Source organism: Wocania ichthyoenteri Th78 (assembly GCF_000789235.1).
GTDB lineage: Bacteria > Bacteroidota > Bacteroidia > Flavobacteriales > Flavobacteriaceae > Wocania_A > Wocania_A ichthyoenteri.
Genome location: NZ_KN525716.1, coordinates 1,786,870 through 1,808,052, shown reverse-complemented (window position 1 = coordinate 1,808,052; position 21,183 = coordinate 1,786,870). Strand labels below are relative to the sequence as shown.

Annotated in this window: 21 protein-coding genes; 7 read left to right on the top strand and 14 right to left on the bottom strand. The window is 32.1% G+C overall.

From position 1 onward, the window contains the following. Position 1: 1 nt before the first annotated feature. The 4 genes from hemE to hemA form a co-directional block, all read right to left on the bottom strand. On the bottom strand, positions 2 to 1,027 hold the full coding sequence (gene hemE / locus RG22_RS07820; protein WP_034042233.1) for a uroporphyrinogen decarboxylase: 1,026 nt from the start codon (positions 1,025 to 1,027) through the stop codon (positions 2 to 4). 60 nt (positions 1,028 to 1,087) lie between these two features. After that, positions 1,088 to 2,536, bottom strand: a complete 1,449-nt coding sequence (locus RG22_RS07815; protein ID WP_034042231.1) for a hypothetical protein — start codon at positions 2,534 to 2,536, stop codon at positions 1,088 to 1,090. Positions 2,537 to 2,608: 72 nt separating this feature from the next. Further along, on the bottom strand, positions 2,609 to 4,183 hold the full coding sequence (hemC, locus tag RG22_RS07810) for a hydroxymethylbilane synthase (protein ID WP_034042230.1): 1,575 nt from the start codon (positions 4,181 to 4,183) through the stop codon (positions 2,609 to 2,611). Next, entirely contained in the window at positions 4,176 to 5,438 is a 1,263-nt protein-coding gene (gene hemA / locus RG22_RS07805; protein WP_034042228.1) for a glutamyl-tRNA reductase, read from the bottom strand. The genes hemC and hemA overlap by 8 nt, the downstream gene beginning before the upstream one ends. A 188-nt stretch (positions 5,439 to 5,626) precedes the next feature. Here hemA and RG22_RS07800 point away from each other — a divergent pair, with 188 nt between their 5' ends. The 5 genes from RG22_RS07800 to RG22_RS07780 all read left to right on the top strand — a co-directional run bounded on the left by RG22_RS07800 (position 5,627) and on the right by RG22_RS07780 (position 10,550). Beyond that, the gene (locus tag RG22_RS07800; RefSeq protein ID WP_034042226.1) at positions 5,627 to 6,526 is read left to right on the top strand and encodes a helix-turn-helix transcriptional regulator; all 900 of its coding nucleotides are present in this window, start codon (positions 5,627 to 5,629) and stop codon (positions 6,524 to 6,526) included. Between the two features lie 10 nt (positions 6,527 to 6,536). Continuing rightward, positions 6,537 to 7,568, top strand: a complete 1,032-nt coding sequence (gene hemH, locus RG22_RS07795) for a ferrochelatase (protein ID WP_034042225.1) — start codon at positions 6,537 to 6,539, stop codon at positions 7,566 to 7,568. A gap of 3 nt (positions 7,569 to 7,571) precedes the next feature. After that, positions 7,572 to 8,120 carry a CopD family protein gene (locus RG22_RS07790; protein WP_034042223.1) on the top strand — a complete coding sequence of 183 codons (549 nt, stop codon included), beginning with the start codon at positions 7,572 to 7,574 and terminating at the stop codon, positions 8,118 to 8,120. A 179-nt stretch (positions 8,121 to 8,299) separates the two neighbouring features. Continuing rightward, the gene (locus RG22_RS07785; RefSeq protein ID WP_244462130.1) at positions 8,300 to 9,742 is read left to right on the top strand and encodes a sensor histidine kinase; all 1,443 of its coding nucleotides are present in this window, start codon (positions 8,300 to 8,302) and stop codon (positions 9,740 to 9,742) included. Between the two features lie 25 nt (positions 9,743 to 9,767). Further along, entirely contained in the window at positions 9,768 to 10,550 is a 783-nt protein-coding gene (locus RG22_RS07780; protein ID WP_034042219.1) for an enoyl-CoA hydratase/isomerase family protein, read from the top strand. A gap of 157 nt (positions 10,551 to 10,707) precedes the next feature. On the opposite strand, the gene RG22_RS07775 is transcribed toward RG22_RS07780, so the two are convergent. From RG22_RS07775 to RG22_RS07765, 3 genes are read right to left on the bottom strand one after another with little or no spacing between them, the layout of a single operon-like run. Continuing rightward, positions 10,708 to 11,085 (bottom strand): TIR domain-containing protein, encoded by a 378-nt coding sequence (locus RG22_RS07775; protein WP_034042217.1) that lies wholly within the window; start codon positions 11,083 to 11,085, stop codon positions 10,708 to 10,710. A 13-nt stretch (positions 11,086 to 11,098) separates the two neighbouring features. Beyond that, positions 11,099 to 11,938 carry a RipA family octameric membrane protein gene (locus RG22_RS07770; protein ID WP_034042215.1) on the bottom strand — a complete coding sequence of 280 codons (840 nt, stop codon included), beginning with the start codon at positions 11,936 to 11,938 and terminating at the stop codon, positions 11,099 to 11,101. 2 nt (positions 11,939 to 11,940) lie between these two features. Next, on the bottom strand, positions 11,941 to 12,363 hold the full coding sequence (locus RG22_RS07765) for a TIR domain-containing protein (protein ID WP_052143680.1): 423 nt from the start codon (positions 12,361 to 12,363) through the stop codon (positions 11,941 to 11,943). 260 nt (positions 12,364 to 12,623) lie between these two features. On the opposite strand from RG22_RS07765, the gene RG22_RS07760 reads away from it, so the two are divergent. Next, the gene (locus RG22_RS07760) at positions 12,624 to 13,697 is read left to right on the top strand and encodes a PA0069 family radical SAM protein (RefSeq protein WP_034042213.1); all 1,074 of its coding nucleotides are present in this window, start codon (positions 12,624 to 12,626) and stop codon (positions 13,695 to 13,697) included. Here the strand turns inward: RG22_RS07760 and RG22_RS07755 are convergent. The 7 genes from RG22_RS07755 to RG22_RS07725 form a co-directional block, all read right to left on the bottom strand. Continuing rightward, positions 13,694 to 14,353 carry an HD domain-containing protein gene (locus RG22_RS07755; protein ID WP_034042211.1) on the bottom strand — a complete coding sequence of 220 codons (660 nt, stop codon included), beginning with the start codon at positions 14,351 to 14,353 and terminating at the stop codon, positions 13,694 to 13,696. The two genes, RG22_RS07760 and RG22_RS07755, sit on opposite strands and share 4 nt — an antisense overlap. Positions 14,354 to 14,417: 64 nt before the next feature. Next, entirely contained in the window at positions 14,418 to 15,410 is a 993-nt protein-coding gene (locus RG22_RS07750) for an acyl-ACP desaturase (RefSeq protein WP_034042210.1), read from the bottom strand. Positions 15,411 to 15,419: 9 nt separating this feature from the next. Beyond that, positions 15,420 to 16,157, bottom strand: coding sequence for a lysophospholipid acyltransferase family protein (locus RG22_RS07745; protein WP_034045885.1), 738 nt, complete (start codon positions 16,155 to 16,157; stop codon positions 15,420 to 15,422). Between the two features lie 48 nt (positions 16,158 to 16,205). Next, the gene (gene nadD / locus RG22_RS07740) at positions 16,206 to 16,784 is read right to left on the bottom strand and encodes a nicotinate (nicotinamide) nucleotide adenylyltransferase (protein WP_034042209.1); all 579 of its coding nucleotides are present in this window, start codon (positions 16,782 to 16,784) and stop codon (positions 16,206 to 16,208) included. 2 nt (positions 16,785 to 16,786) lie between these two features. After that, complete coding sequence (gmk, locus tag RG22_RS07735) at positions 16,787 to 17,377, bottom strand: guanylate kinase (RefSeq protein ID WP_034042208.1); 591 nt, start codon at positions 17,375 to 17,377, stop codon at positions 16,787 to 16,789. Positions 17,378 to 17,462: 85 nt separating this feature from the next. After that, positions 17,463 to 18,320 (bottom strand): YicC/YloC family endoribonuclease, encoded by an 858-nt coding sequence (locus RG22_RS07730; RefSeq protein ID WP_034042207.1) that lies wholly within the window; start codon positions 18,318 to 18,320, stop codon positions 17,463 to 17,465. A 53-nt stretch (positions 18,321 to 18,373) separates the two neighbouring features. Beyond that, positions 18,374 to 19,936: an arylsulfatase gene (locus tag RG22_RS07725; protein WP_081997695.1), complete on the bottom strand. Its 1,563-nt coding sequence runs from the start codon at positions 19,934 to 19,936 to the stop codon at positions 18,374 to 18,376. A 115-nt stretch (positions 19,937 to 20,051) separates the two neighbouring features. On the opposite strand from RG22_RS07725, the gene RG22_RS07720 reads away from it, so the two are divergent. Next, complete coding sequence (locus tag RG22_RS07720) at positions 20,052 to 21,155, top strand: formylglycine-generating enzyme family protein (protein WP_034042206.1); 1,104 nt, start codon at positions 20,052 to 20,054, stop codon at positions 21,153 to 21,155. The last annotated feature ends 28 nt before the right edge of the window (positions 21,156 to 21,183 follow it).

Genomic DNA, 21,183 nt, shown 5'->3' with positions numbered 1-21,183 from the left:
TCTAAGCGTTATATTCTTTTACCGCATCAATAAACGCTTTGGCATGATCTAACGGAATATTTGGTAAAATACCGTGACCAAGGTTTACAATATATTTGTCTTTACCAAATTCATTAATCATTTGGTGTACCATTTTTTTGATTTCTGAAGGTGGAGAAAACAGACGAGTTGGGTCGAAATTGCCTTGAAGCGTGATGTTTCCACCTGTTAAATAACGTGCATTTCTTGGAGAACACGTCCAATCGACACCTAAAGCAGAAGCGCCAGATTTTGCCATATCGCCGAGTGCAAACCAACAGCCTTTACCAAAGGCAATTACTGGTGCATCGTCTTTTAAAGCGTCTATAATTTGTTGGATATATTGCCACGAAAATTCTTGATAATCAACAGGTGAGAGCATACCTCCCCAAGAATCGAATACCTGAACGGCGTTACATCCTGCTTTTACTTTTTCCTTTAAATATGCAATGGTTGTATCAGTGATTTTTTGTAATAATTGATGTGCTGCTATAGGGTTTGTAAAGCAAAACTCTTTGGCTTTATCAAAATTTTTGCTGCCTTGTCCTTGTACGCAATAGCATAGAATGGTCCACGGAGAACCAGCAAAACCTATTAATGGAATCTCATCATTAAGTTTTTCTTTGGTTGCTTTTATAGCTTCGTAAACATAGCTAAGACTTTCTTTTACGTCTGGAACAATTACGTTATCAACACCTTTTTGAGAGCGTACAGGGTTTGGTAAATACGGACCAAAATTAGGTTTCATTTGCACCTCAATATTCATAGCTTGAGGAATTACTAAAATGTCACAGAATAAAATAGCAGCGTCCATTCCGTATCTGCGGATGGGTTGTACGGTAATTTCACTTGCTAGCTCTGGCGTTTGGCAACGTGTAAAGAAGTCATACTTTTCTTTGATAGCCATAAATTCTGGTAAATAGCGCCCTGCTTGACGCATCATCCATACTGGTGGACGGTTTACGGTTTTTCCTTTTAAGGCTCTTAAAAATAAATCGTTTTTTAACATGGTAGTTAATAATTAATTGTTTTGAGATTTCAGTTTGAATAACCTCTGTTTTTATGGGGTTTATTCATGTTGTGAGCTATTACTATTTCTTTTCATTAATTGAACCCTAACGTTGCGTTTTGTATATGACTTGATGGTGGAGTAATCTTTATCTAAAATTTCAAGATTATAATCACTTAAATTATATACATTAGAATAGAAAACAAATTTTTCTTTTCCAGTAAACTTGATAAAAGAGCGCATGTCTCCATTTAAGTCAATATTATCTATTGAAGTGGAGTTTGGAAAAAAAGAGGCTGTTTCTTTAATAGGTAATTCGTTTTCGTCCATATATTCAATACCTTTTTTACGTAGCTCCCAGTAAGGTAAATGTGCTAAAGAGGAATCCCAGCCCTGTGCAAAGGAATCAGAATAGACAACTAAATTTCCTAGTAGCAAACTAACTAATAAACCAATATATACAAATTTCTTCATTCTGTATTCTTTAATAAGTAAAAAGGATAATAGCCCAAAGGAAAGGTAAGATGTTATATAGTACCTATGTCCCATAGTATTTTTAATTAACAGACTGGTAAAATAAATTACAATTGTTGAAAAAATAGCGATAACCAACAAGTAATTATATTTTTTCCAATCTATTTGTTTTCTCTTAATATAAAAAGTTATAAGTATGAATAGCGTTAAAATAATTCTCCCAAAATCAGTAAATTGATGCCCCAATACTAGTATATTTCTTCCAAAGTTTATTAAGAAATCTTGAATTGAAGAGAATTCCCATGCGTTACCCCATATCTCTAATGGATGTGAAATTACCCAACCTTTATTAATAATTCTCCAAATGAGATACAGGCAAGCAGGTATGGCAGCTATTGAATAAGTTAAAAATACCCTTTTTGAAAAAAAAGTTATAATTTTTCTTTTTTTTATTAATGTATGAATTAAAACATCAATAATAAATATTCCTCCACAAAGCATCATACCTCTATATGTTACTATTCCTAAAAAAGCAAGCCCTATAATTTTTAGATAAATATTATTTCTTAATATTGCGTTTAATGCTAGAAAAAAGAAGAACAGCTGTATTATTTCAGGATTTACCAAAACAAATTGAGACAACAATGTTGGGTCTGAAATGACTAATATAAAAGTCCAAATTTTTAGAGTTTTTTCTTTTACGAAAAAATCAACAAAACAAGATAGTTGCCATAATAGTCCAAAAACAAACGGAAACATTATTAAATGTGAGGTAGTTAGTGATTTGCCAAATAATGTCCATCCTGTCGCCAATAAAGTCGCAAGAAATGGAGGATGTCCAGCGTCTGAGTTAAGAGGGATAGAGTTCCATTTAAAAATCCCATTTTGAAATAAGGGGTTTCCCATTTCAGACCCGAAAAGGACATTATCCCAAAACATACCTGTTTTTAAACTAAGTGATACAACGAAAAGACTAATGATAAATAAAATTAATCCTTTATAGGTTGCTTTTAAGTTTATATTTCTTAATTTCATAATTAATTAAAGAAATTCATCGAATTTATTTAAAAGGGAAAATAACACATAACCAAACAATGTGAGCAACTCTTATACATAATGTTCATTAACTAATTCAATCACACTCTCTACAGTCGGAACTTTTGCAATTCTAACATCTTTAAAATGCTTACTAGCTTCTTTAGCCGTAGTTTCGCCAATACAAAAAGCAATAATTTCACCTTTGTTACTGCGTACAAAACTTTCAACGGTTGATGGACTGTAAAACATAACCGCTTCAACAGAATCATCAACTTTTACACCATCATATTTAGTTTGGTAAGCCTCAATTTCATTTACCTTTATGTGATTGTCTTCTAAAATATTTGGTAAAGCATCTAATCTTATATCGCTACAAAAGTAAGTCACTTCTGTACCATCCATATATTCTACCAAATATTCTGCAAGTTTTTTTGCATTCTTTTCTGAATGAGTAACCTTACCTATTCTATTTTCAACTAATCGTTTTGTTCGACGACCAACACAGTAAATATTTTTGAATTGCAATTCGATTGCTGAATAATTGGTGATTAACGATTCTACTGCATTTTTACTAGTAATTATAACATTTTTTATTTCGTTTTTTAAGAATCTAGGATGAATTCTATTTAAACTTGTTTTTATAAAATCGCTACTTTCTACTTTTATTTTTTCATGAAATAATAAACGCTGACTCTCGGTAAATGATTTTGTAGAATATACATTCGTTTTTTTATTGAAATTTTTAATAGTATCCATTAAACGTTTTCCGCCGCGTTCAATAATAAAATCAGCACAAAATTGTGCTATATCGTTATGTTCGCCTAATTTTTTAACACGCGTAACGTCTATTCGTTTTGAGCCATTTTCACTTAATAAAACCCCTTTAAAATTTACTTCTTCATTTTTAATATAAGCAAGAGCTCCAATTGGCGCAGTACAGCCGCCTTCAAGTTTATTTAAAAACTCACGTTCAATAGTTGTACAAATTTCAGTTTCTTCATCGTTTAGTTTAGCACATGCTTCTTTTACAAAGTCATCTTCTTCCAAAGCAGTAATCATAATGGCTCCTTGTGCTGGCGCAGGAATCATCCAATCAAGATTAATAGCTTCTTCTGGTCTAATACCTATTCTGCCAATTCCAGCTGCGGCGAAAATGGCTCCGTTCCAATCACTATCTTCAAGTTTTTGTAAACGCGAATTTACATTACCACGTAAATCTGTAATGGTATGTGTAGGAAAGCGGTTTAACCATTGTGCACGTCTGCGTAAGCTACCAGTTGCAATAACAGCTTCTTTAGCACTTAAAAACTCTTCATTATCTTTAAAAACAAGTGTGTCATTTACGTTACCACGTTTTAAAACAGCAGCTTGTATAATGCCTTTTGGTAAAACTGTTGGTACATCTTTTAATGAATGTACTGCAATATCGATGTCATGATTTAACATCGCAATATCTAAAGTTCGGGTAAAAATACCTGTAATACCTAATTCGTAAAGTGGTTTATCTAAAACTAAATCGCCCGTAGATTTTACAGGAATGAGTTCTGTTTTATGACCTGCTTCTTCAAGCAATTTTTTTACTATGTTGGCTTGCCATAGTGCTAATTCACTATCGCGTGTACCAATTCTTATGGTTTTAGACATTTTTTGTGGAAGGTTCTAACTGAAATACTTTTTTAATAAGTTCGAGACTTTCGTCTGTAGAAATGTTGTCATCTTTTAAATGATGCGCAAAGTGATTGGTGATTTTTTGAATGATATTGTTGCTAATTATTTCAGCTTGCTGCTCGTTAAAGTCTGATAATTTTTTGCGTTGTGTATCTAACTCAGCAACTTTAAAATCGTTTAATTTAAGTTTTAAAGCTTTAATTGTTGGTGCAAATTTTCTGGTTTCTAACCAATCATTAAATTCGGTATTTACATCTTCAATTATAGATTCTGCTAAAGGAATATGTTTTTTCCTTTCCTCTAAAGTTTGATCGGTAAGTTTAGATAAATGATCTAAATGCACCAACGATACATTTTCTAATTCGTTTACGTTTTCATCAACATTTTTAGGAATCGACAAATCTAAAATTAAAAGCGGTTTATTAGTATTAATAAGGTGTTTGTCAATTGTTGGTCGTTGTGCACCAGTGGCAACAATTAGTATATTAGACGCATTAATCTCTTCTTGTAAATTGGCATAATCTTTAACCACCAAATTAAATTTTCCAGCAATTTGTTCTGCTTTATTTTTAGTTCTGTTAATTAATGTAATTTGCTCATTTTTGGTATGTTTAACCAAATTTTCGCATGTGTTCCTTCCTATTTTACCTGTGCCAAAAAGTAAAATATTTTTATTTGAAACATCTTCTATAGTATTGAGGATGTATTGTACTGAAGCAAAAGAAACAGATGTAGCACCTGATGATATATCGGTTTCTGTTTTAATGCGCTTACTTGCTTGAATTACTGCATTCACCAAACGCTCAGAAAAATGATTTAGCAATCCAAATTCTCTTGAAAGTTTCGCGCTTTTTTTAAGCTGACTAATGATTTCGAAATCGCCTAAAATTTGACTATCTAAACCAGAACCTACACGAAACATATGCGCAATGGCGTCTTTATTTTTATAAACGTAAGCTACCTTTTGAAACTCTTCAACCGTACCTCTAGTATTATCGCAAAGTAATTGAATTAACTGAAAAGGGTGTTGTGCAAAACCGTAAATTTCTGTTCTGTTACATGTAGAAGTTACCACCAAGCTTTCAATATCATTTTTTTTGGCTTGATTCATTAAAGCTAATTTAGAATCTTCGTCTAAACTAAAGTGCCCTCTAATGTCGGCATCAGCTTTTTTATAGCTTAAACCAATAGCATAAAAGTAGTTACTTCTAGATATATTGTATTTCTGCATTAGTATTTTGTAATTTCGTTAGCAAATGTATAGGGATGTTTAGAAAAAAAACAACGCTGAAAGAACTTTTAATATCGTTTGTGGTTTTTTAAGCTCTTTTTTTATTATTATATGATAAATGTCATACTTTTGTAGTCGTATCAATGGATTTAATCTTGGTAGTTTAGAATGAATCTAAATAAAAGATAATGAATAACGAAGAAATTGCAAAAAAAAATGTCGCTAAAAGGTCGTTTAACGAAACTCAAGTAGATAGTGGCTTTTTAGTTTTTACATATAAAAATGACGATAATCATGTTCAACATGTTGCAAGAGATATAGATAGCGATTATATTCAATTTCATTTTTGTGTAAAAGGATTAAGTAAATTTATTTTTAACGAAGGCAGATATGCTTTAAATATTCAAGAAGAAAATTCATTGTTATTATACAATCCGCAACGCGATTTGCCCATTAATTTAGAAGTGAATCCTAATTCTTGGATGGTGTCTTTATTAATATCCATTAAAAAATTTCATGGGCTATTCTCTCAAGAAGCCGATTATATTTCATTTTTAAATGAAGATAATAGGGATAAAAAGTATTATAAAGACGGTGTAATTTCACCTTCCATGGCCATTGTTTTAAATCAGTTAATCAGTTTTAATCTCAATCAATCTATAAAAAGTCTTTATTTTAAAGGAAAAGCATACGAGTTGTTAAGTTTGTATTTTAATAGAAGTGAAGATGCAAATATTGAGCAATGCCCGTTTTTAGTTGATGAAACTAACGTTATTAAAATACGAAAAGCAAAAGATATTATAATTTCAAGAATGTCAGAACCACCAAGTTTACAAGAACTTGCTGATGAAATAGGATTGAATTTAAAAAAACTAAAAGAAGGTTTTAAGCAAATTTATGGCGATTCGGTATTTAGTTTTTTATTTGACTACAAAATGGAGGTAGCCAGAAAATTATTGGAAGCCGGTGACCATAATGTAAATGAGGTTGGGCATAAAGTAGGCTACAGCACATCAAGCCATTTTATAGCTGCTTTTAAAAAGAAATACGGCACAACACCCAAAAAATATTTGATGTCTCAGACATAATAAAATTTAAATGAAAGGAATATTACTAGTAAACCTAGGGTCTCCAGATAGCCCAGAACCAAAAGATGTAAAAAAGTATTTAGGCGAATTTTTAATGGACGAGCGTGTTATCGATATCCCGCTTGTTGCAAGAACAGCTTTGGTTAAAGGTATTATATTAAATACAAGACCAAAACAATCTGCAGCTGCTTATAAAAAAATATGGTGGGAAGAAGGCTCTCCACTTATTGTATTATCTGAAAGATTACAAAATAAAATTCAGAAACAAGTTGATGTTCCTGTTGCTTTAGCGATGCGTTACGGTAGCATGACCATTAAAAAAGGACTTCAAGAATTAGTTAATAAAGGTGTAGATAAGGTTTTGCTTTTTCCATTATATCCGCAGTTTGCTATGGCAACAACCGAAACGATTACGGTATTAGCCGATGAACTTCGTCAACAATATTTTCCTAATATCACTATTGAATCTGTGCCAGCGTTTTATAATAAACCAGATTATATTGAGGTGCTTTCAAATTCAATAAAGCAACATCTAAAAAATAAAAACTACGAGCATTTACTATTCTCATATCATGGCGTTCCAGAACGTCATATTCGTAAAAGCGATGTTACAAAATCGCATTGCAAAATAGATGGTAGCTGTTGCGTAACCCCAAGTAAAGCACACGAGTTTTGCTACAGACATCAATGTTTAGAAGTAACAAGATTGGTAGCCGAAAAACTTCAATTAAAGGAAAACACCTATTCAACATCCTTTCAATCGCGTTTAGGCTTCGACCCGTGGTTACAACCTTATACCGATAGAACCATTGAGCGCTTAGGAAAACAAGGCATAAAAAACATGGCTATTGTAACACCAGCTTTTGTGAGTGATTGTTTAGAAACTTTGGAAGAAATTGCCATGGAAGGACAAGAAATTTTTCATGAAATGGGAGGCGAAAATTTTACCACAATTCCGTGTTTAAATGATGACGAAGCGTTTGTTAATTTGCTATCGAATTGGATTAATAAATGGGCTAGCACAAAAGTAGAAACAGTTTAAATTATGGAGTACTATTTTTATATAAAAGCACTACACCTTATTTTTATAATTACCTGGTTTGCTGGGTTATTTTATATTCCGCGCTTATTTGTTTATCAAATAGAAGCCTTCCATAAATCATCGCCAGATAAAGAAATTTTAGGTAAACAGTTAAAGCTCATGGCAAAAAGACTCTGGCATATTATTACATGGCCATCTGCAATTTTAGCAACATTTTTTGGCGTCATCTTGTTTGTTTTAAACCCAGCGTTACTACAACAACCATGGATGCATGTTAAACTAACTTTTGTTTTACTACTCATCATTTATCACCTAAAAACCCATCAATATTTTAAACAATTACAGAGCGATGTAGTTAAAAAAACATCAAGTTTTATGCGTGTCTGGAACGAAGGCGCCACATTTATTCTCTTTGCAGTCATCTTTTTAGTCATCTTAAAAAGTGCTATAGATTGGGTGTTTGGAGTAGTCGGCATCATTATTTTGGGTGTATTAATTATGCTCGGATTTAAATTTTATAAAAACATTAGAGATAAAAACCCAGAAGCTTAAAAATAAAAACATCAAATCTCAAATACTAAATTCCAAAAAGTATTTATTAGAATTTGATACTTTATTTTTTTAGATTTTACATCAAGTGTTTTTGGTTTGATTATTGCTATATTTATGCCATTGCAAAATCTCTAATGAAACTTAAAAAACTCTCTTTAAGGACGCGTATTTTTTTAACCATGATACTCTTGGTATTATTGGCATCTATATTAATTGCAGCCATAGCCATATACCAATACAGAGAAGAGACTAATGATTACCATAAACAACGATTAGAACGTAAAGAGCAAAGTGTAAAAACACATATAAATAGAGTTTTAAACAGCAGGCAAAATACATGGGAAGTTAAAACAGATAACATCCCATTAATTTTTAAAGATGAAATAGCTAATATTGCCGAAATACACAGACTGCAAATAAATTTATACGATTTAGATGGCTCGCTTTTAATCTCATCGAAAGCCAATTTACAACCTAATTTAAAAGACAAATGTATTGATACCGAAATTTTAAATAGTATAGGTAATAGCGTTCAACTTAATAGTATATCTCAAATTCCTGAGCATCGATATATAGATTATCATAAAGAAAACGGAGAAACATTTCAGTCCTTATACACTTATATTAACGATCAAAAATCAAAATCGCTAGCTATATTAAATATTCCGTATTTAGAGAACGATGATTTTCTTTCAAAAGAGCTTGACGAGTTTTTAGAACGTATTACTTATGCCTATTCGTTTGTTTTACTTATGGCAATTGGAGTTGCGTTTTTATTATCAAAGTATATTACAAAATCGCTTAAAACTATTAGTGATAAAATTAATGCGACGCGATTAGAAAAGCGAAATGAAAAAATTGATATAGACGAAACCAGTGAAGAAATTTCAACCTTGGTTAAATCTTATAATAGCATGATAGATGAACTAGAGGATAGTGCGGTGCAGTTAGCAAAAAGCGAGCGAGAACAAGCTTGGAGAGAAATGGCAAAACAAGTAGCTCACGAAATTAAAAACCCGTTAACACCCATGCGCTTAACGGTTCAAAATTTTCAACGAAAGTTTAATCCAGAAGACGAAAATATTCATAAAAAAGTTGACGAATACAGTAAAACCTTAATTCAGCAAATAGACACTATGAGTTCTATTGCATCAGCATTTTCAAATTTTGCAAAAATGCCTGCGCAACAAAATGAAACTTTAAATGTGGTTAGCATTGTCAAGCTAGCTTTAGATATTTTTAATGAAGATTATATTCATTTTCAAACCGAAGAAGAAAAAATTATTGCCAAATTAGACAGGACGCAACTTGTTAGAGTGGTCACTAATTTAGTAAAAAATGGTATTCAATCCATTCCAGAAAATAAGGAACACCCAAGTGTTATTGTTCAAGTAACTTTAGAAAACAATCATGTAAATATTATTGTTTCAGATAACGGAAAAGGTATTTCAGAGGAAAATAAACCAATGGTTTTTGAACCTAAATTTACCACAAAAACAAGCGGTATGGGACTTGGTTTAGCTATGGTAAAAAATATAGTAGAAACCTATAAAGGTAGCATTACATTTGTATCAGAAAAAGATAAAGGAACCACGTTTAAGGTGTCTTTTCCAAGAGAATAAATCTGTTATCTACAAAACATAAATCATGAATTACGAAAACATTTTATCATCATTTCAAAACAACATTACAACCATAACTATAAATCGTCCAACAAAACTAAACGCTTTAAACAAAGCAACCATTAAGGATTTACATGAGGCTTTAAAAAGAGCGGACAACGATAAAAATACCAAAGTTATTATTGTAACAGGAAGTGGCGAAAAAGCCTTTGTTGCTGGAGCAGATATTTCGGAGTTTGCTAATTTCGACTCAAAAAAAGGAAAAAAATTAGCTAAAAAAGGACAAGAATTATTGTTCAGTTTTATTGAAAATTTATCAACACCAACCATTGCGGCAGTTAATGGATTTGCATTAGGCGGAGGCTTAGAATTAGCTATGTCTTGCCATTTTAGAATAGCTAGTGATAATGCAAAAATGGGCTTACCAGAAGTGTCGCTAGGTGTTATTCCGGGGTATGGTGGTACACAGCGTTTACCGCAATTAATTGGTAAAGGACGTGCTATGGAATTGATTATAACAGCAGGCATGATTGATGCCAATCAAGCACTAAATTATGGTTTAGTAAACCACGTAACTACTCAAGCAGAATTAATTCCGCTTTGCGAAAAATTAGCAGGTAAAATAACACGAAATTCTTCAGTGGCAATAAGTGCAGCCATTAAAGCCATTAATGCGAATTTTAAAGATGGAATAAATGGTTTTGAGGTTGAGGTTTCTGAATTTGGCAGCTGTTTTGATACTGAAGATTTTGCTGAAGGCACGACCGCTTTTTTAGAAAAGCGTAAAGCTGATTTTCCTGGAAAATAAATTTCTTTTAGAGGTTCGTTTAACGGTTACGTATAAGAATAGTGCGGTTTTGTGTGCGAGGATTTTCCGAAGGAAAATCAGACGTAACAAAAGCGTACTAACCTTTGATTAAGCACTAAACTAAGCATTATTTTTATACAATGTTGTAGCACGTTTTTTATAATCCGTTTACAAATTCAGCAATATTTGCCCAAGTCCAAGTAACTTTTTTAATTCCGTTCAATTCGTCTGGTGTGTCAAGAATATTGCAACCTGTCATATAAACACCTAAAATGGGTATTCTTTCTTCTTTTGCACATTTAATTTCCCATATTGCTCCGCTTGCATTTTTAAGGTGTTTTGAAATTAAAACAATAACTCCGTCACAACCTTTTATTTTGGTTCTACATCTTGTTTTCCATTCACTACTCCAAGGTTCTTTTACAGACATATCAACTAATTCATAAGGAACTCTTTCGTTTCTTGCTTGTCCAACAAATAAATCTCTTGTTCTAACGTCTTCAATTGCAAAACTTGTAAATATTCTTTTAGCCATAATTATTTAAATTTTAACAACTGCAAATTGGATAAAGTTGATATAGTTTGTAAAACATATAAGCTATTTCAATTAGCAATATGATAACTATAAAAACTCTAAATCTTTTTACAATAGTAGTTTCTGTTTTTGTATTAGGTTCGTATTTTATTTCTTGTGTTAGTATTTTCCATTCTTCTTCAAACATATTTGTTCTTAAAGATTTCTCAATTTTATCTATTAAAATAAACTTACCTTTATTTAATTGTCCATAAGAATTAATCATTTTTTCCCAAAAGTAAGTGGCTAACAATGCTAATAAAGTCAATGAAGAAACTGCAAGAAGACTAATTAATGTAAATCCAAAAGTTTTACCTAAAACAAAACCAACAGACAAAATTGAAGAGGTTATAGTGAAGAATAGATTGTTTACTTTAAGCCTTTGCTCGCTAACCTTTTCAGTTGAGCTAACCATAATTTTATACTGTTCTAATTTTAATTGTCTATCATAATCAAATGCTTTAGTTAAAAAGTTTAAAGATTGTTTAGCATCATTAAATACTTGGAAACCTTGGCAAAATAAAATAGATTCTTCAGAAGCGTTATTTAGTTTAATTCCAACAATTCTTTTATTAAGGTCTTTTGCTTTTGCATATTCCCAAATAATTTGTTCACTTTTAAATGTTTCCTCTCCAACAAGAAATATTACAAAATCAGATTCGTTAATTTTTTTCTCAACATTAATTTTCCAATTTTCAGAATGTTCGGTTTCAGTCAATACAGCTACGCTATTATCAGATTCCGATAATAAGTTTTGAATTAGTCTATCTCCTTCTATTTGGTCTAAACTTCTATAACAAACGAATACTTTCATAATTATATATTACTGATAAATTGTTCGAGATTTGCCCAAGACCAATTAACTATTTTTTTTCCTTTTAATTCTGGTGGAATTGCTCCTTTATCATTTTTTCTAATATGCATTCCTAAAATTGGTTTTCTTTCTTGTTTAGCACATTTCATTTCCCATCTTGCTCCTCCAGCGTGCCAAGTGTTTTTACTTAAAAGCACAATTACACCATCACACCTTTTGATTTTTGCTCTACATTTTCTTTTCCATTCTGCTTGTTCCCAAGGTTGTTTTACGGAATAATCTAAAAACTCAAATGGTGTTTTTTTGTCTTTTGCTTGATTAACCAAATGATTTCTATATTCAACATCTTTCATTGAAAAGCTGATAAAAATTCTTTTCGGTCTTTCAGTTTTGTCTTCTCCAAAGAGCCAATCAAATATTCCCATAGGTTTTCCTCAAATGTGCTACAATGCTCAACTGATATGAAATCGTTTTAATGTTTTATATCAGCCGTTAAACGAAGGTAGCTGAATTTTTTTACAAAGTCAAGTTGAATATACATCGCTACCTATTCTGGAATTTTTAATCATGAAACCTCGATTTATCGAGTTGTTAATAACCCATTTTTGTTTTAACAGTTTTCAAAACAAATTATAAGTAATTTTAAAGTGCTATTCAAAGCACATTCAATCTTTATTTTACTGTAATGAACCCAAAATCTGCCATAAAAGGGCGTGGTGCGCAACTTAATGTCCCTAATCGTTTCTTCGAATTAAGTCATGAAATGCGTGACGATTTTTTAGAATTCTGTCAAAAAGAAGGCGAAGAAAGTGATAAAAATAAAACACTTTATTTAGAAGTGTTTCCTAAAACGATAGTCAATAAAGTTGAGAGTCCAGATATAGGGATGGCATACTCTATGAATGTCTACCAAGGTTGCGAACACGGTTGTATTTACTGCTATGCGAGAAATTCGCATGAGTTTTGGGGTTATAGTGCAGGTTTAGATTTCGAGCGTCGCATTATGGTAAAAAAAGACGCACCAAAATTATTAGAAGCTTTAATTAAAAAGAAAAGTTGGAAAGCGCACCCCATCGTCATGTCTGGAAACACCGATTGTTACCAACCCGCCGAAAAGCAATTTAAAATAACACGACAATGTTTAGAAGTGTTTTTAAAATACCAACACCCAGTGGCAATTATTACAAAAAACGCCTTAATACTTCGTGATTTAGATCTTTTGAAAGCGTTAGCTAAAGACAATTTAATAGGTGTAAATATGTCTATTACGTCACTATCTGAAGATACCAGACGTATTTTAGAACCCAGAACAGCAACTATAAAAAAGCGACTAGAAACGGTTAGAATATTAAGCGAAAATGGTATTCCTGTTAACGTGATGTTAGCACCCATTATTCCATCAATAAACAGCCACGAAATTTTACCGTTAGCTAAAGCGGCATCAGATTATGGCGCACTAGGAATAGCGCATACCATTGTTAGACTTAATGGAGCGATTGGCGAAATTTTTACCGATTGGATTAAAAAAACCATGCCCGATCGCGCTGATAAGGTTTTGCACCAAATAGAAAGTTGCCATGGAGGAAATTTAAACGATAGCCGCTACGGAACACGTATGCGAGGCGAAGGTAAAATAGCAGAACAAATAAATATGTTGGTACGTTTAGCTAGAAAAAAGTATTTTAAAAGTAAGGCTATGCCAAAACTAAATTGCGATTTACACGAAACTTATAAAGTTGGACAATTAAAGTTGTTTTAAGCTTTTCCGTTCCATTCTTCATAAAACTTATCTAAAAAACCTAGCATATAAGCATGCCTATCTGTGGCAATTCGTCTCCCAGTTTTGGTGTTCATTTTATCCTTTAACAACAATAGTTTTTCGTAAAAATGATTGATTGTTGGTGCATTTGATGCTTTATATTCAGCTTTACTCATATTGAGATTTGGTTTAATTTCTGGATTATAAAGCGCTCTGTTTTTAAAACCGCCATAATTAAAACAACGCGCAATACCAATCGCCCCAATCGCGTCAAGTCTGTCGGCATCTTGAACAACGTCTAGTTCTAATGATTTAAAATTTTGTCCTTTTTCTAAAGACTTGTTAAAAGATACGTTTTCAATAATTTTTATAACATGCTCAATAATTGTAGAATCGACATTGAGTTTAAATAAAAATTCGCGTGCTATTTTAGGACCAATAGTGTCATCACCATTATTAAATTTACTATCAGCAATATCATGAAGTAATGCGCCTAACTGTACAATAAACACATCTACTACTTCATTTTTAGAAATGAGTAAGGCATTATTGTACACCCTTAGGGTGTGAAACCAATCATGCCCGCCTTCTGCACCGGCAAGTGTTTCTTTTACAAAGGTTATAGTCTTATTTATTATTTCTGTGGAAGTACGCATAATATAAAAATAAAAATTCCTTTCGATTAAGAAAGGAATTGATTTATAAATTAAATATAATTAACTACTTTATAACTGCAGGCTCTACCCATTTAAACTCAAAAGAGTTTTCAGGAATTTTAACGCGGTCTGCTAAACGTAACATCCTACTTGGAAGTTTCATTAAGTAATCTCTGGCTTTTTCAGCTTCATCAGTAAGATTAGTAATTTTATCAATTTCCCATCGGTCAATTAACTTTTGCAAAATATCTACATAATCTTTTGATGTATAAACACCAATTCGTTGTGCGGTATTAGAAAACTCTTCAAAAGCCGTACTTATTTTATCTCCAGACTCTCTTAAAAAATGAGCAGGCATCGTTATTTTTTGTTTCATCATATAATGAAAAGCCATCATCATTTGGCTAGGGTCTACTTTAAAAATGCGCTCCACAAACTCAGAATAAGCATGATGATGTCGCATTTCGTCACCCGAAATAATTTTACACATTTTAGCAAGTTGCTTGTTCCCTTTCTCTTTAGCAAGTTTTGCAACTCGATTGTGAGATACATAAGTTGCTAATTCTTGAAAACTGGTGTAAACAAAGTTTTTATAGGGATCTCTATCGGTGCCAATATCAAAACCATCAGCAATTAAATATTGTGTGGTCTTTTCGATTTCACGCATATTTACACGACCAGAAAGGTATAGGTATTTGTTAAGTACATCGCCATGGCGGTTTTCCTCACCAGTCCAATGGCGCACCCATTTTGCCCAAGCGTTTTCTCTATCAACTTGATTAACCCCTTCAACATCCATAAGCCACGATTCGTATGTTGGTAAAGCTTCTTCGGTAATCATATCACCAACTAAAACTACCCAAAAATCATAAGGTAATTCTTTTGAGAGTTCTCTTATTTCTCTAACGTCTTCAAAAAAATGATCACTTTCAGAGTTTGGTAAAAAATCTGTGGGTTGCCATATTTTTTCTATTGGAATAAGGTATTTTTCTATTAGAGATTCAACGTCTTTTTCTAAAAACTGCATGACTTCTAATCTAACATTCTTCGACGACATAATTTAATTTTAAGGATGAATATGTTCTTTTATAGTAGTTTCAATACTATTTAAAAGATCTTGCTTGCTTGCAAAGGTACTAACTTTTATAGGCTTATGGACAGTAAAAGTAATATGAGTACCTAATCCCATAGGAAACTTACCATAACGGACTATTTTCCAGGAGTTATTAATTGAAATAGGAACAACTAAAGCTGATGGTATTTTTTTAAACAGAATTTCTAAACCTTTTGTTTGAAAGGGTTTTGGGTTTCCGTCTTTGCTTCGTGTACCTTCTGGAAAAATAACTGCAGCACGTTTATTTTTTTCAATGTACTCGCCAAATTTCATAAGAGCTGGAAGAGACTGTCTTGGATTTTTTCTGTCTATTAAGGCAGCTCCTCCATGACGTAAATTGTACGATACACTGGGTATGCCTTTGCCTAATTCAATTTTACTTATAAATTTTGGATGATATTTTCGCATATACCAAGTAAGTGGGTATATGTCGTGTAAACTTTGATGATTGGCAACAATAATTAGAGGTTGATTTGTATCTATGTTATGTGGGTTATGAAATGAGAAACGAGTTCCTAAAATATTAGCACAACGCATTAAGCAAAATTGTAAAATATCGACACTTTTTTTGTGTGCTTGATACCCTAAAACATTAAAACAAAACCATTGTATAGGATGGAATATTACTAAGGTTAATAAAAAAGCTAAGTAATACAAAAAAGTTAAGGGGTACGACAATAGTTTAAGCATGCCCAAAAATACATAAAAACTTAGTTTTAATATAGGGGAATGTAAATGTTATTTGTAAAAATTCATTTCATCTAAATATTCCCAAACGTGTTGTGGTAGCATAGGCTGAATATTTTTACCAGTTTTAATGGCGTTGCGAATAAAGGTTGAAGACAGCTCCATTATAGGCGCATCGATATGATGAATTTTTTTATGATCATCGAATTGTGTTTCAATACTACCTTTAGAAATTCTTGGGTACACGTAAATATGATGATTTTTAAGTATTAATTCAAAATTTTTCCACTTATGAAAACTCTTTAAATTGTCTTCGCCCATAATTAAAGAAAACTTATAATCTGGATATTTTTCTTGTAAATAGGTAAGTGTATTTATGGTGTAATTGGGTTGCGGTAAATTAAATTCTATATCGCTTGGTTTTAGTTTGGTGTAGTCTTTCGTGGCACGATAAACCATTTCTAAACGCTGATAATTATCTAATAAACTACTCTTTTTTTTAAACGGATTGTGTGGTGTTACAACAAACCAAATTTGGTCTAAATCGCTATGCTCTACTAAATGGTTTGCAATTACAAGATGTCCAATATGGATAGGATTAAAAGAGCCAAAATACAATCCAACCTTCATGTTTAAGAATTTACAAAATTGCTAATTAAATTTTCAGCTTCGTTAAGTGCTTTTTCTAAATTATCATTTTCAATAATTACATCAAATAAAGGTGCTGTTGCAAGCTCTGCAGAGGCTTTTGCAATGCGCATATTTATTTTATCTTCAGTTTCAGTTTTGCGTTTTTTTAATCTAATTTTAAGTTCGTCTATACTTGGTGGTTTTATAAAAACTGCTAGTGTTTCTTCTGGAAATTTTCGCTTTATACGTAATCCTCCAGACACATCAATATCAAAAATAACATGTTTTCCTTTAGCCCAAATACGCTCGACTTCGGTTTTTAAAGTACCATAAAAATTATCACGATATACTTCTTCCCACTCTAAAAACTCGTCGTTTTTAATTTTATTTTTGAACTCTTTTGCACTTAAAAAATAATAATCTTTTGTGTCTATTTCTTCGCCGCGTTTTGCTCTTGATGTTGCCGATATTGAGAATTCTAAGTTTAAATCTTCAATACCCAATAAGTGTCTTACGATAGTTGTTTTACCAGAACCTGATGGTGCTGAAAACACGATAAGTTTACCTTGTTTTTTACTTTCTTCTTTTGCCACGAATAGTATTTTAATGAGGTCTCGACTGCGCTCGACCTGACAATCTTATTTTTACTGCCAACTGAGACTGAATACTGTTAACTTTTTACAGCACATTCAACAATTGTTCTTTAATTTTTTCCAATTCGTCTTTCATTTGCACAACCAATTGTTGCATTGGGGCATAATTACTTTTAGAGCCAATAGTATTTATTTCTCGACCTATTTCTTGACTTATAAAACCTAATTTTTTACCGTTGGAATCTTTAGAGTTTAAACATTCAGTAAAGTAGTTCAAATGATTTTTCAATCGTACTTTTTCTTCAGTAATATCAAATTTTTCTATATAATAAACAAGTTCTTGTTCAAAACGATTTTCATCGTATTTTTCTTTTAACTCTTCAATACCTTTTGTTAAACGCTCGCGAACACCATCTATTCTATCAGGGTCCATAGTAATTACTTGCTCAAGTAAATCGGCAATAATAACAATACGATTATTAAAATCTTGCTCCAAAACTTTGCCTTCGTTTAATCTGTGATTATTTAAATCGGCAACAGCATTATCAATTTCATTCTCTATAATTTTCCATTCGTTTTCGTTAATTTCTTCGCGAATGGTGTTTAACGCATCAGGAAAACGAACTGCCATTTTAAGCAAATCCATAGTGTCTCCATCAACCACTTTTTTTAATTGATTAATGTATTGTTTAACAACAGGGGCATTAATTTGAGTTGAGGTATCTTCAGCGGTTGTTTCAACATAAATTGAAAAATCTATTTTACCACGTTCTAATTTTTTAGCAAGAAGTTTTCTTATGGTAAGTTCTTTTTCTCTATAAATAGAAGGCATTCTAGCATTCAAATCTAAGTTTTTACTATTTAAAGATTTGAGCTCTATAGTAATTTTTTTTGTGGGTAATTGCAATACAGATTTTCCGTAACCTGTCATTGAATGTATCATATTCAAATATATTAAGTTGCACAAAGGTAAGTAAAACCTAAAGTTTAGATGTATTATTTAGAATTAATAATGTTTTCTAAAGCTTCAATTTTAAATTTATCAATTTCAGGTGTGGTGTGTTCTTTTTTAATAATTTGATAAAATTTTTCTATAAGTTCTGGGTAATCTTTTGCAATGTTATTCACTTCTAAAAGGTCCTCGTCAAGATTATAAAGCTCAACATTTTTATTACCTTTTTTAATATTTGGCCATACAAACTTCCATTTCCCTTGACGAACAGCGACTTGCCCATCGTATTCTGGAAATTCCCAATACAAGTAATCATGGGATTTTTGTTTGTCTTTTTGAACTAAAGTATTGTAAAAACTAATGCCATCTGTATTTTTTGGACTCTCAATTTGAGCAACATCACAAAGTGTAGCCATCACATCGTAAAATGCAGAAATATGATTGGTAGTTGTATTTGGTTTGATTTTTACAGACCATGAAGCAATCATAGGAACACGAATACCGCCTTCGTAAACAAATCCTTTACCTCTTCCGTATTCGCCATTAAAAGGTTTAGCACTGTTAAACCAAACAGGGTCTGCTCCTCCTGCATAACTCGGGCCATTATCTGAGGTGAAAATAATAAGCGTATTATCGTATTCATCAATGGATTTTAAATGGTTAATAAGAGCTCCTACTTTTTCATCTAAATAAGATATCATTGCAGCATACGTGGCTTTAGGGTAACGATTAGGAAAGTAACCTTTGTTGCCAATGTAAGGAGGTTCTTCTCCAAATTTATCTACATAATAATCTACCCATTTTTTTGGAGCTTGTAATGGCACATGTGGAATGGGAGATGCCCAATATAAGAAGAAAGGCTTGTTTTTGTTAGAATCAACAAAGTTTATCATTTTATCAAAAGAAACCTCTGGAGCGTAATAGGGTTGCGTATATTTTTTATAGCTCGCAAGGTCATTAGGATTTGCATCTTTTTCTAATTTTTCGTTTGGAGCAACAGTATCGTTTGCTAAATGATACCGATTTTCGTTTTCATATAAATGTAAAGGGGTGTATGTATGTGCTTGACGTTGGCAGTTATACCCAAAGAAGTAATCAAACCCCATGTGTTTTGGTAACGATTGGGTGTTTGGAGCGCCTAAACCCCATTTTCCAATTATTCCTGTAGCATAACCTGACTCTTGCAATAGTTTAGCAAAAGTTAATGTGCTTTTTGGGAAAGGGCGTTGACCTTCTAAAGTTGAGTCTTTTGCCATTTCACGATAATCCCAAACCTTTCCTCTTTCGCGCCATTCGTCATTTCCTCTAATATAAGAATGTCCTAAGTGTTTTCCTGTAAGTAATGAAGCTCTAGCTGGAGCACATACTGGAGCACCAGAATAGTGTTGAGTAAATAATAGACCATTTTTAGCCAATGCATCAATGTTTGGAGTTTCAATTTTTTCCTGACCATAAGCACCTAATTCGGCATAGCCTAAATCATCAGCTAAAATATAGATAATGTTAGGTTTTGCTGAGTTGTTATTCGTTACCTTTTCTTTTTTGTTACAAGAAGAAATATAAAATGAAATTAAAAAAACGAAAAAGAGATATTTAGTTTTTAGCATTATGCAGGGTGATTTTAAGTATAATAATTCACAAATTAAAGACTTTATCTTTAAAGCATAAAGATTTAGTAAAAGTAAATTAATATTTTTACCATTAATTTTTTAGCAAAATTTAATGAAAACTAATATATACAGTTTTATACCTTGCCTTTGTTTTTTAGCTTTTTTTAGTTGCAAGGAGCAAAAAACGGATACAGTTGAAGATACGAATAGTAAACTTAAAACCAGCAAATTAGATAGTTTAGTTAATAATCCGCCAGAGGGGATGGTTTGGATTCCTAAAGGATCTTTTTTACAAGGGGCAGTTCCGCAAGATAAAATAGCTATGATGCACGAAAAACCACAACATCTAGTTAGTATCGATGGGTTTTTTATGGATATAACTGAGGTTACAAATGCTCAATTTTCAAAATTTGTTGATGAAACTGGATATATTACCGTAGCTGAAAGGGAGATTGATTGGGAAGAGATGAAAAAGCAACTGCCAGAAGGAACACCAAAACCTCACGATACAATTTTACAACCAGGTTCCTTAATGTTTAAAAAAACTAAAATATCGGTTCCTAATTTGTACGATTTCTCACAATGGTGGCAGTGGGCTATTGGAGTGAATTGGAAACACCCAAGTGGCGTAAATTCTTCTTTAGAAGGTAAAGAAAACTATCCTGTAACACATATTTCTTTTGAAGATGCTCAAGCTTATTGCAAATGGGCAGGCAAACGTTTGCCAACCGAAGCAGAATGGGAATATGCAGCTAGAGCCAATAAAAATAATACCACTTATTTTTGGGGAGATGACAGTAGTTTGCTGCCAAAAAAAGCAAATACTTGGGAAGGTGAATTCCCTGTATTTAATACTTTAGAAGATGGTTTTGAAAGAAGTGCTCCAGTAAAATCGTATCCTCCAAACGATTTTGGGTTATACGATATGGCTGGTAATGTTTGGGAATGGACTACCGATTGGTATAATGTAAATTATTATAAAGAATTAGTATCAGCAAATACAGCAATAATTAACCCTAAAGGAGCCGATAAAGCTTACAATCCTAACAATCCTTATATACAAGAGAAAATTATAAAAGGCGGCTCGTTTTTATGTAGTTATACGTATTGTGCCAGTTATAGAATATCATCTAAAATGGGCTCTAGTACAGATTCTTCATCGGAGCATATTGGGTTTAGAACAGTTGTAACTCCTGATGTGTTGATGAAAAAATAGTTTTTTAAAATAAAAAAAACCTCTATCT

What these genes read in the sequence shown, in the direction of transcription:
- RG22_RS07775 (WP_034042217.1), bottom strand. Translation starts at nt 11,085, where the DNA reads ATGGCTAAAAGAATATTTACAAGTTTTGCAATTGAAGACGTTAGAACA.
- RG22_RS07730 (WP_034042207.1), bottom strand. Translation starts at nt 18,320, where the DNA reads ATGATACATTCAATGACAGGTTACGGAAAATCTGTATTGCAATTACCC.
- RG22_RS07790 (WP_034042223.1), top strand. Translation starts at nt 7,572, where the DNA reads ATGGAGTACTATTTTTATATAAAAGCACTACACCTTATTTTTATAATT.
- RG22_RS07750 (WP_034042210.1), bottom strand. Translation starts at nt 15,410, where the DNA reads ATGTCGTCGAAGAATGTTAGATTAGAAGTCATGCAGTTTTTAGAAAAA.
- RG22_RS07760 (WP_034042213.1), top strand. Translation starts at nt 12,624, where the DNA reads ATGAACCCAAAATCTGCCATAAAAGGGCGTGGTGCGCAACTTAATGTC.
- RG22_RS07815 (WP_034042231.1), bottom strand. Translation starts at nt 2,536, where the DNA reads ATGAAATTAAGAAATATAAACTTAAAAGCAACCTATAAAGGATTAATT.
- hemC (WP_034042230.1), bottom strand. Translation starts at nt 4,183, where the DNA reads ATGTCTAAAACCATAAGAATTGGTACACGCGATAGTGAATTAGCACTA.
- hemA (WP_034042228.1), bottom strand. Translation starts at nt 5,438, where the DNA reads ATGCAGAAATACAATATATCTAGAAGTAACTACTTTTATGCTATTGGT.
- RG22_RS07725 (WP_081997695.1), bottom strand. Translation starts at nt 19,936, where the DNA reads ATGCTAAAAACTAAATATCTCTTTTTCGTTTTTTTAATTTCATTTTAT.
- RG22_RS07800 (WP_034042226.1), top strand. Translation starts at nt 5,627, where the DNA reads ATGAATAACGAAGAAATTGCAAAAAAAAATGTCGCTAAAAGGTCGTTT.
- RG22_RS07770 (WP_034042215.1), bottom strand. Translation starts at nt 11,938, where the DNA reads ATGAAAGTATTCGTTTGTTATAGAAGTTTAGACCAAATAGAAGGAGAT.
- RG22_RS07785 (WP_244462130.1), top strand. Translation starts at nt 8,300, where the DNA reads ATGATACTCTTGGTATTATTGGCATCTATATTAATTGCAGCCATAGCC.
- RG22_RS07780 (WP_034042219.1), top strand. Translation starts at nt 9,768, where the DNA reads ATGAATTACGAAAACATTTTATCATCATTTCAAAACAACATTACAACC.
- hemH (WP_034042225.1), top strand. Translation starts at nt 6,537, where the DNA reads ATGAAAGGAATATTACTAGTAAACCTAGGGTCTCCAGATAGCCCAGAA.
- RG22_RS07765 (WP_052143680.1), bottom strand. Translation starts at nt 12,363, where the DNA reads ATGGGAATATTTGATTGGCTCTTTGGAGAAGACAAAACTGAAAGACCG.
- nadD (WP_034042209.1), bottom strand. Translation starts at nt 16,784, where the DNA reads ATGAAGGTTGGATTGTATTTTGGCTCTTTTAATCCTATCCATATTGGA.
- RG22_RS07720 (WP_034042206.1), top strand. Translation starts at nt 20,052, where the DNA reads ATGAAAACTAATATATACAGTTTTATACCTTGCCTTTGTTTTTTAGCT.
- RG22_RS07755 (WP_034042211.1), bottom strand. Translation starts at nt 14,353, where the DNA reads ATGCGTACTTCCACAGAAATAATAAATAAGACTATAACCTTTGTAAAA.
- RG22_RS07745 (WP_034045885.1), bottom strand. Translation starts at nt 16,157, where the DNA reads ATGCTTAAACTATTGTCGTACCCCTTAACTTTTTTGTATTACTTAGCT.
- hemE (WP_034042233.1), bottom strand. Translation starts at nt 1,027, where the DNA reads ATGTTAAAAAACGATTTATTTTTAAGAGCCTTAAAAGGAAAAACCGTA.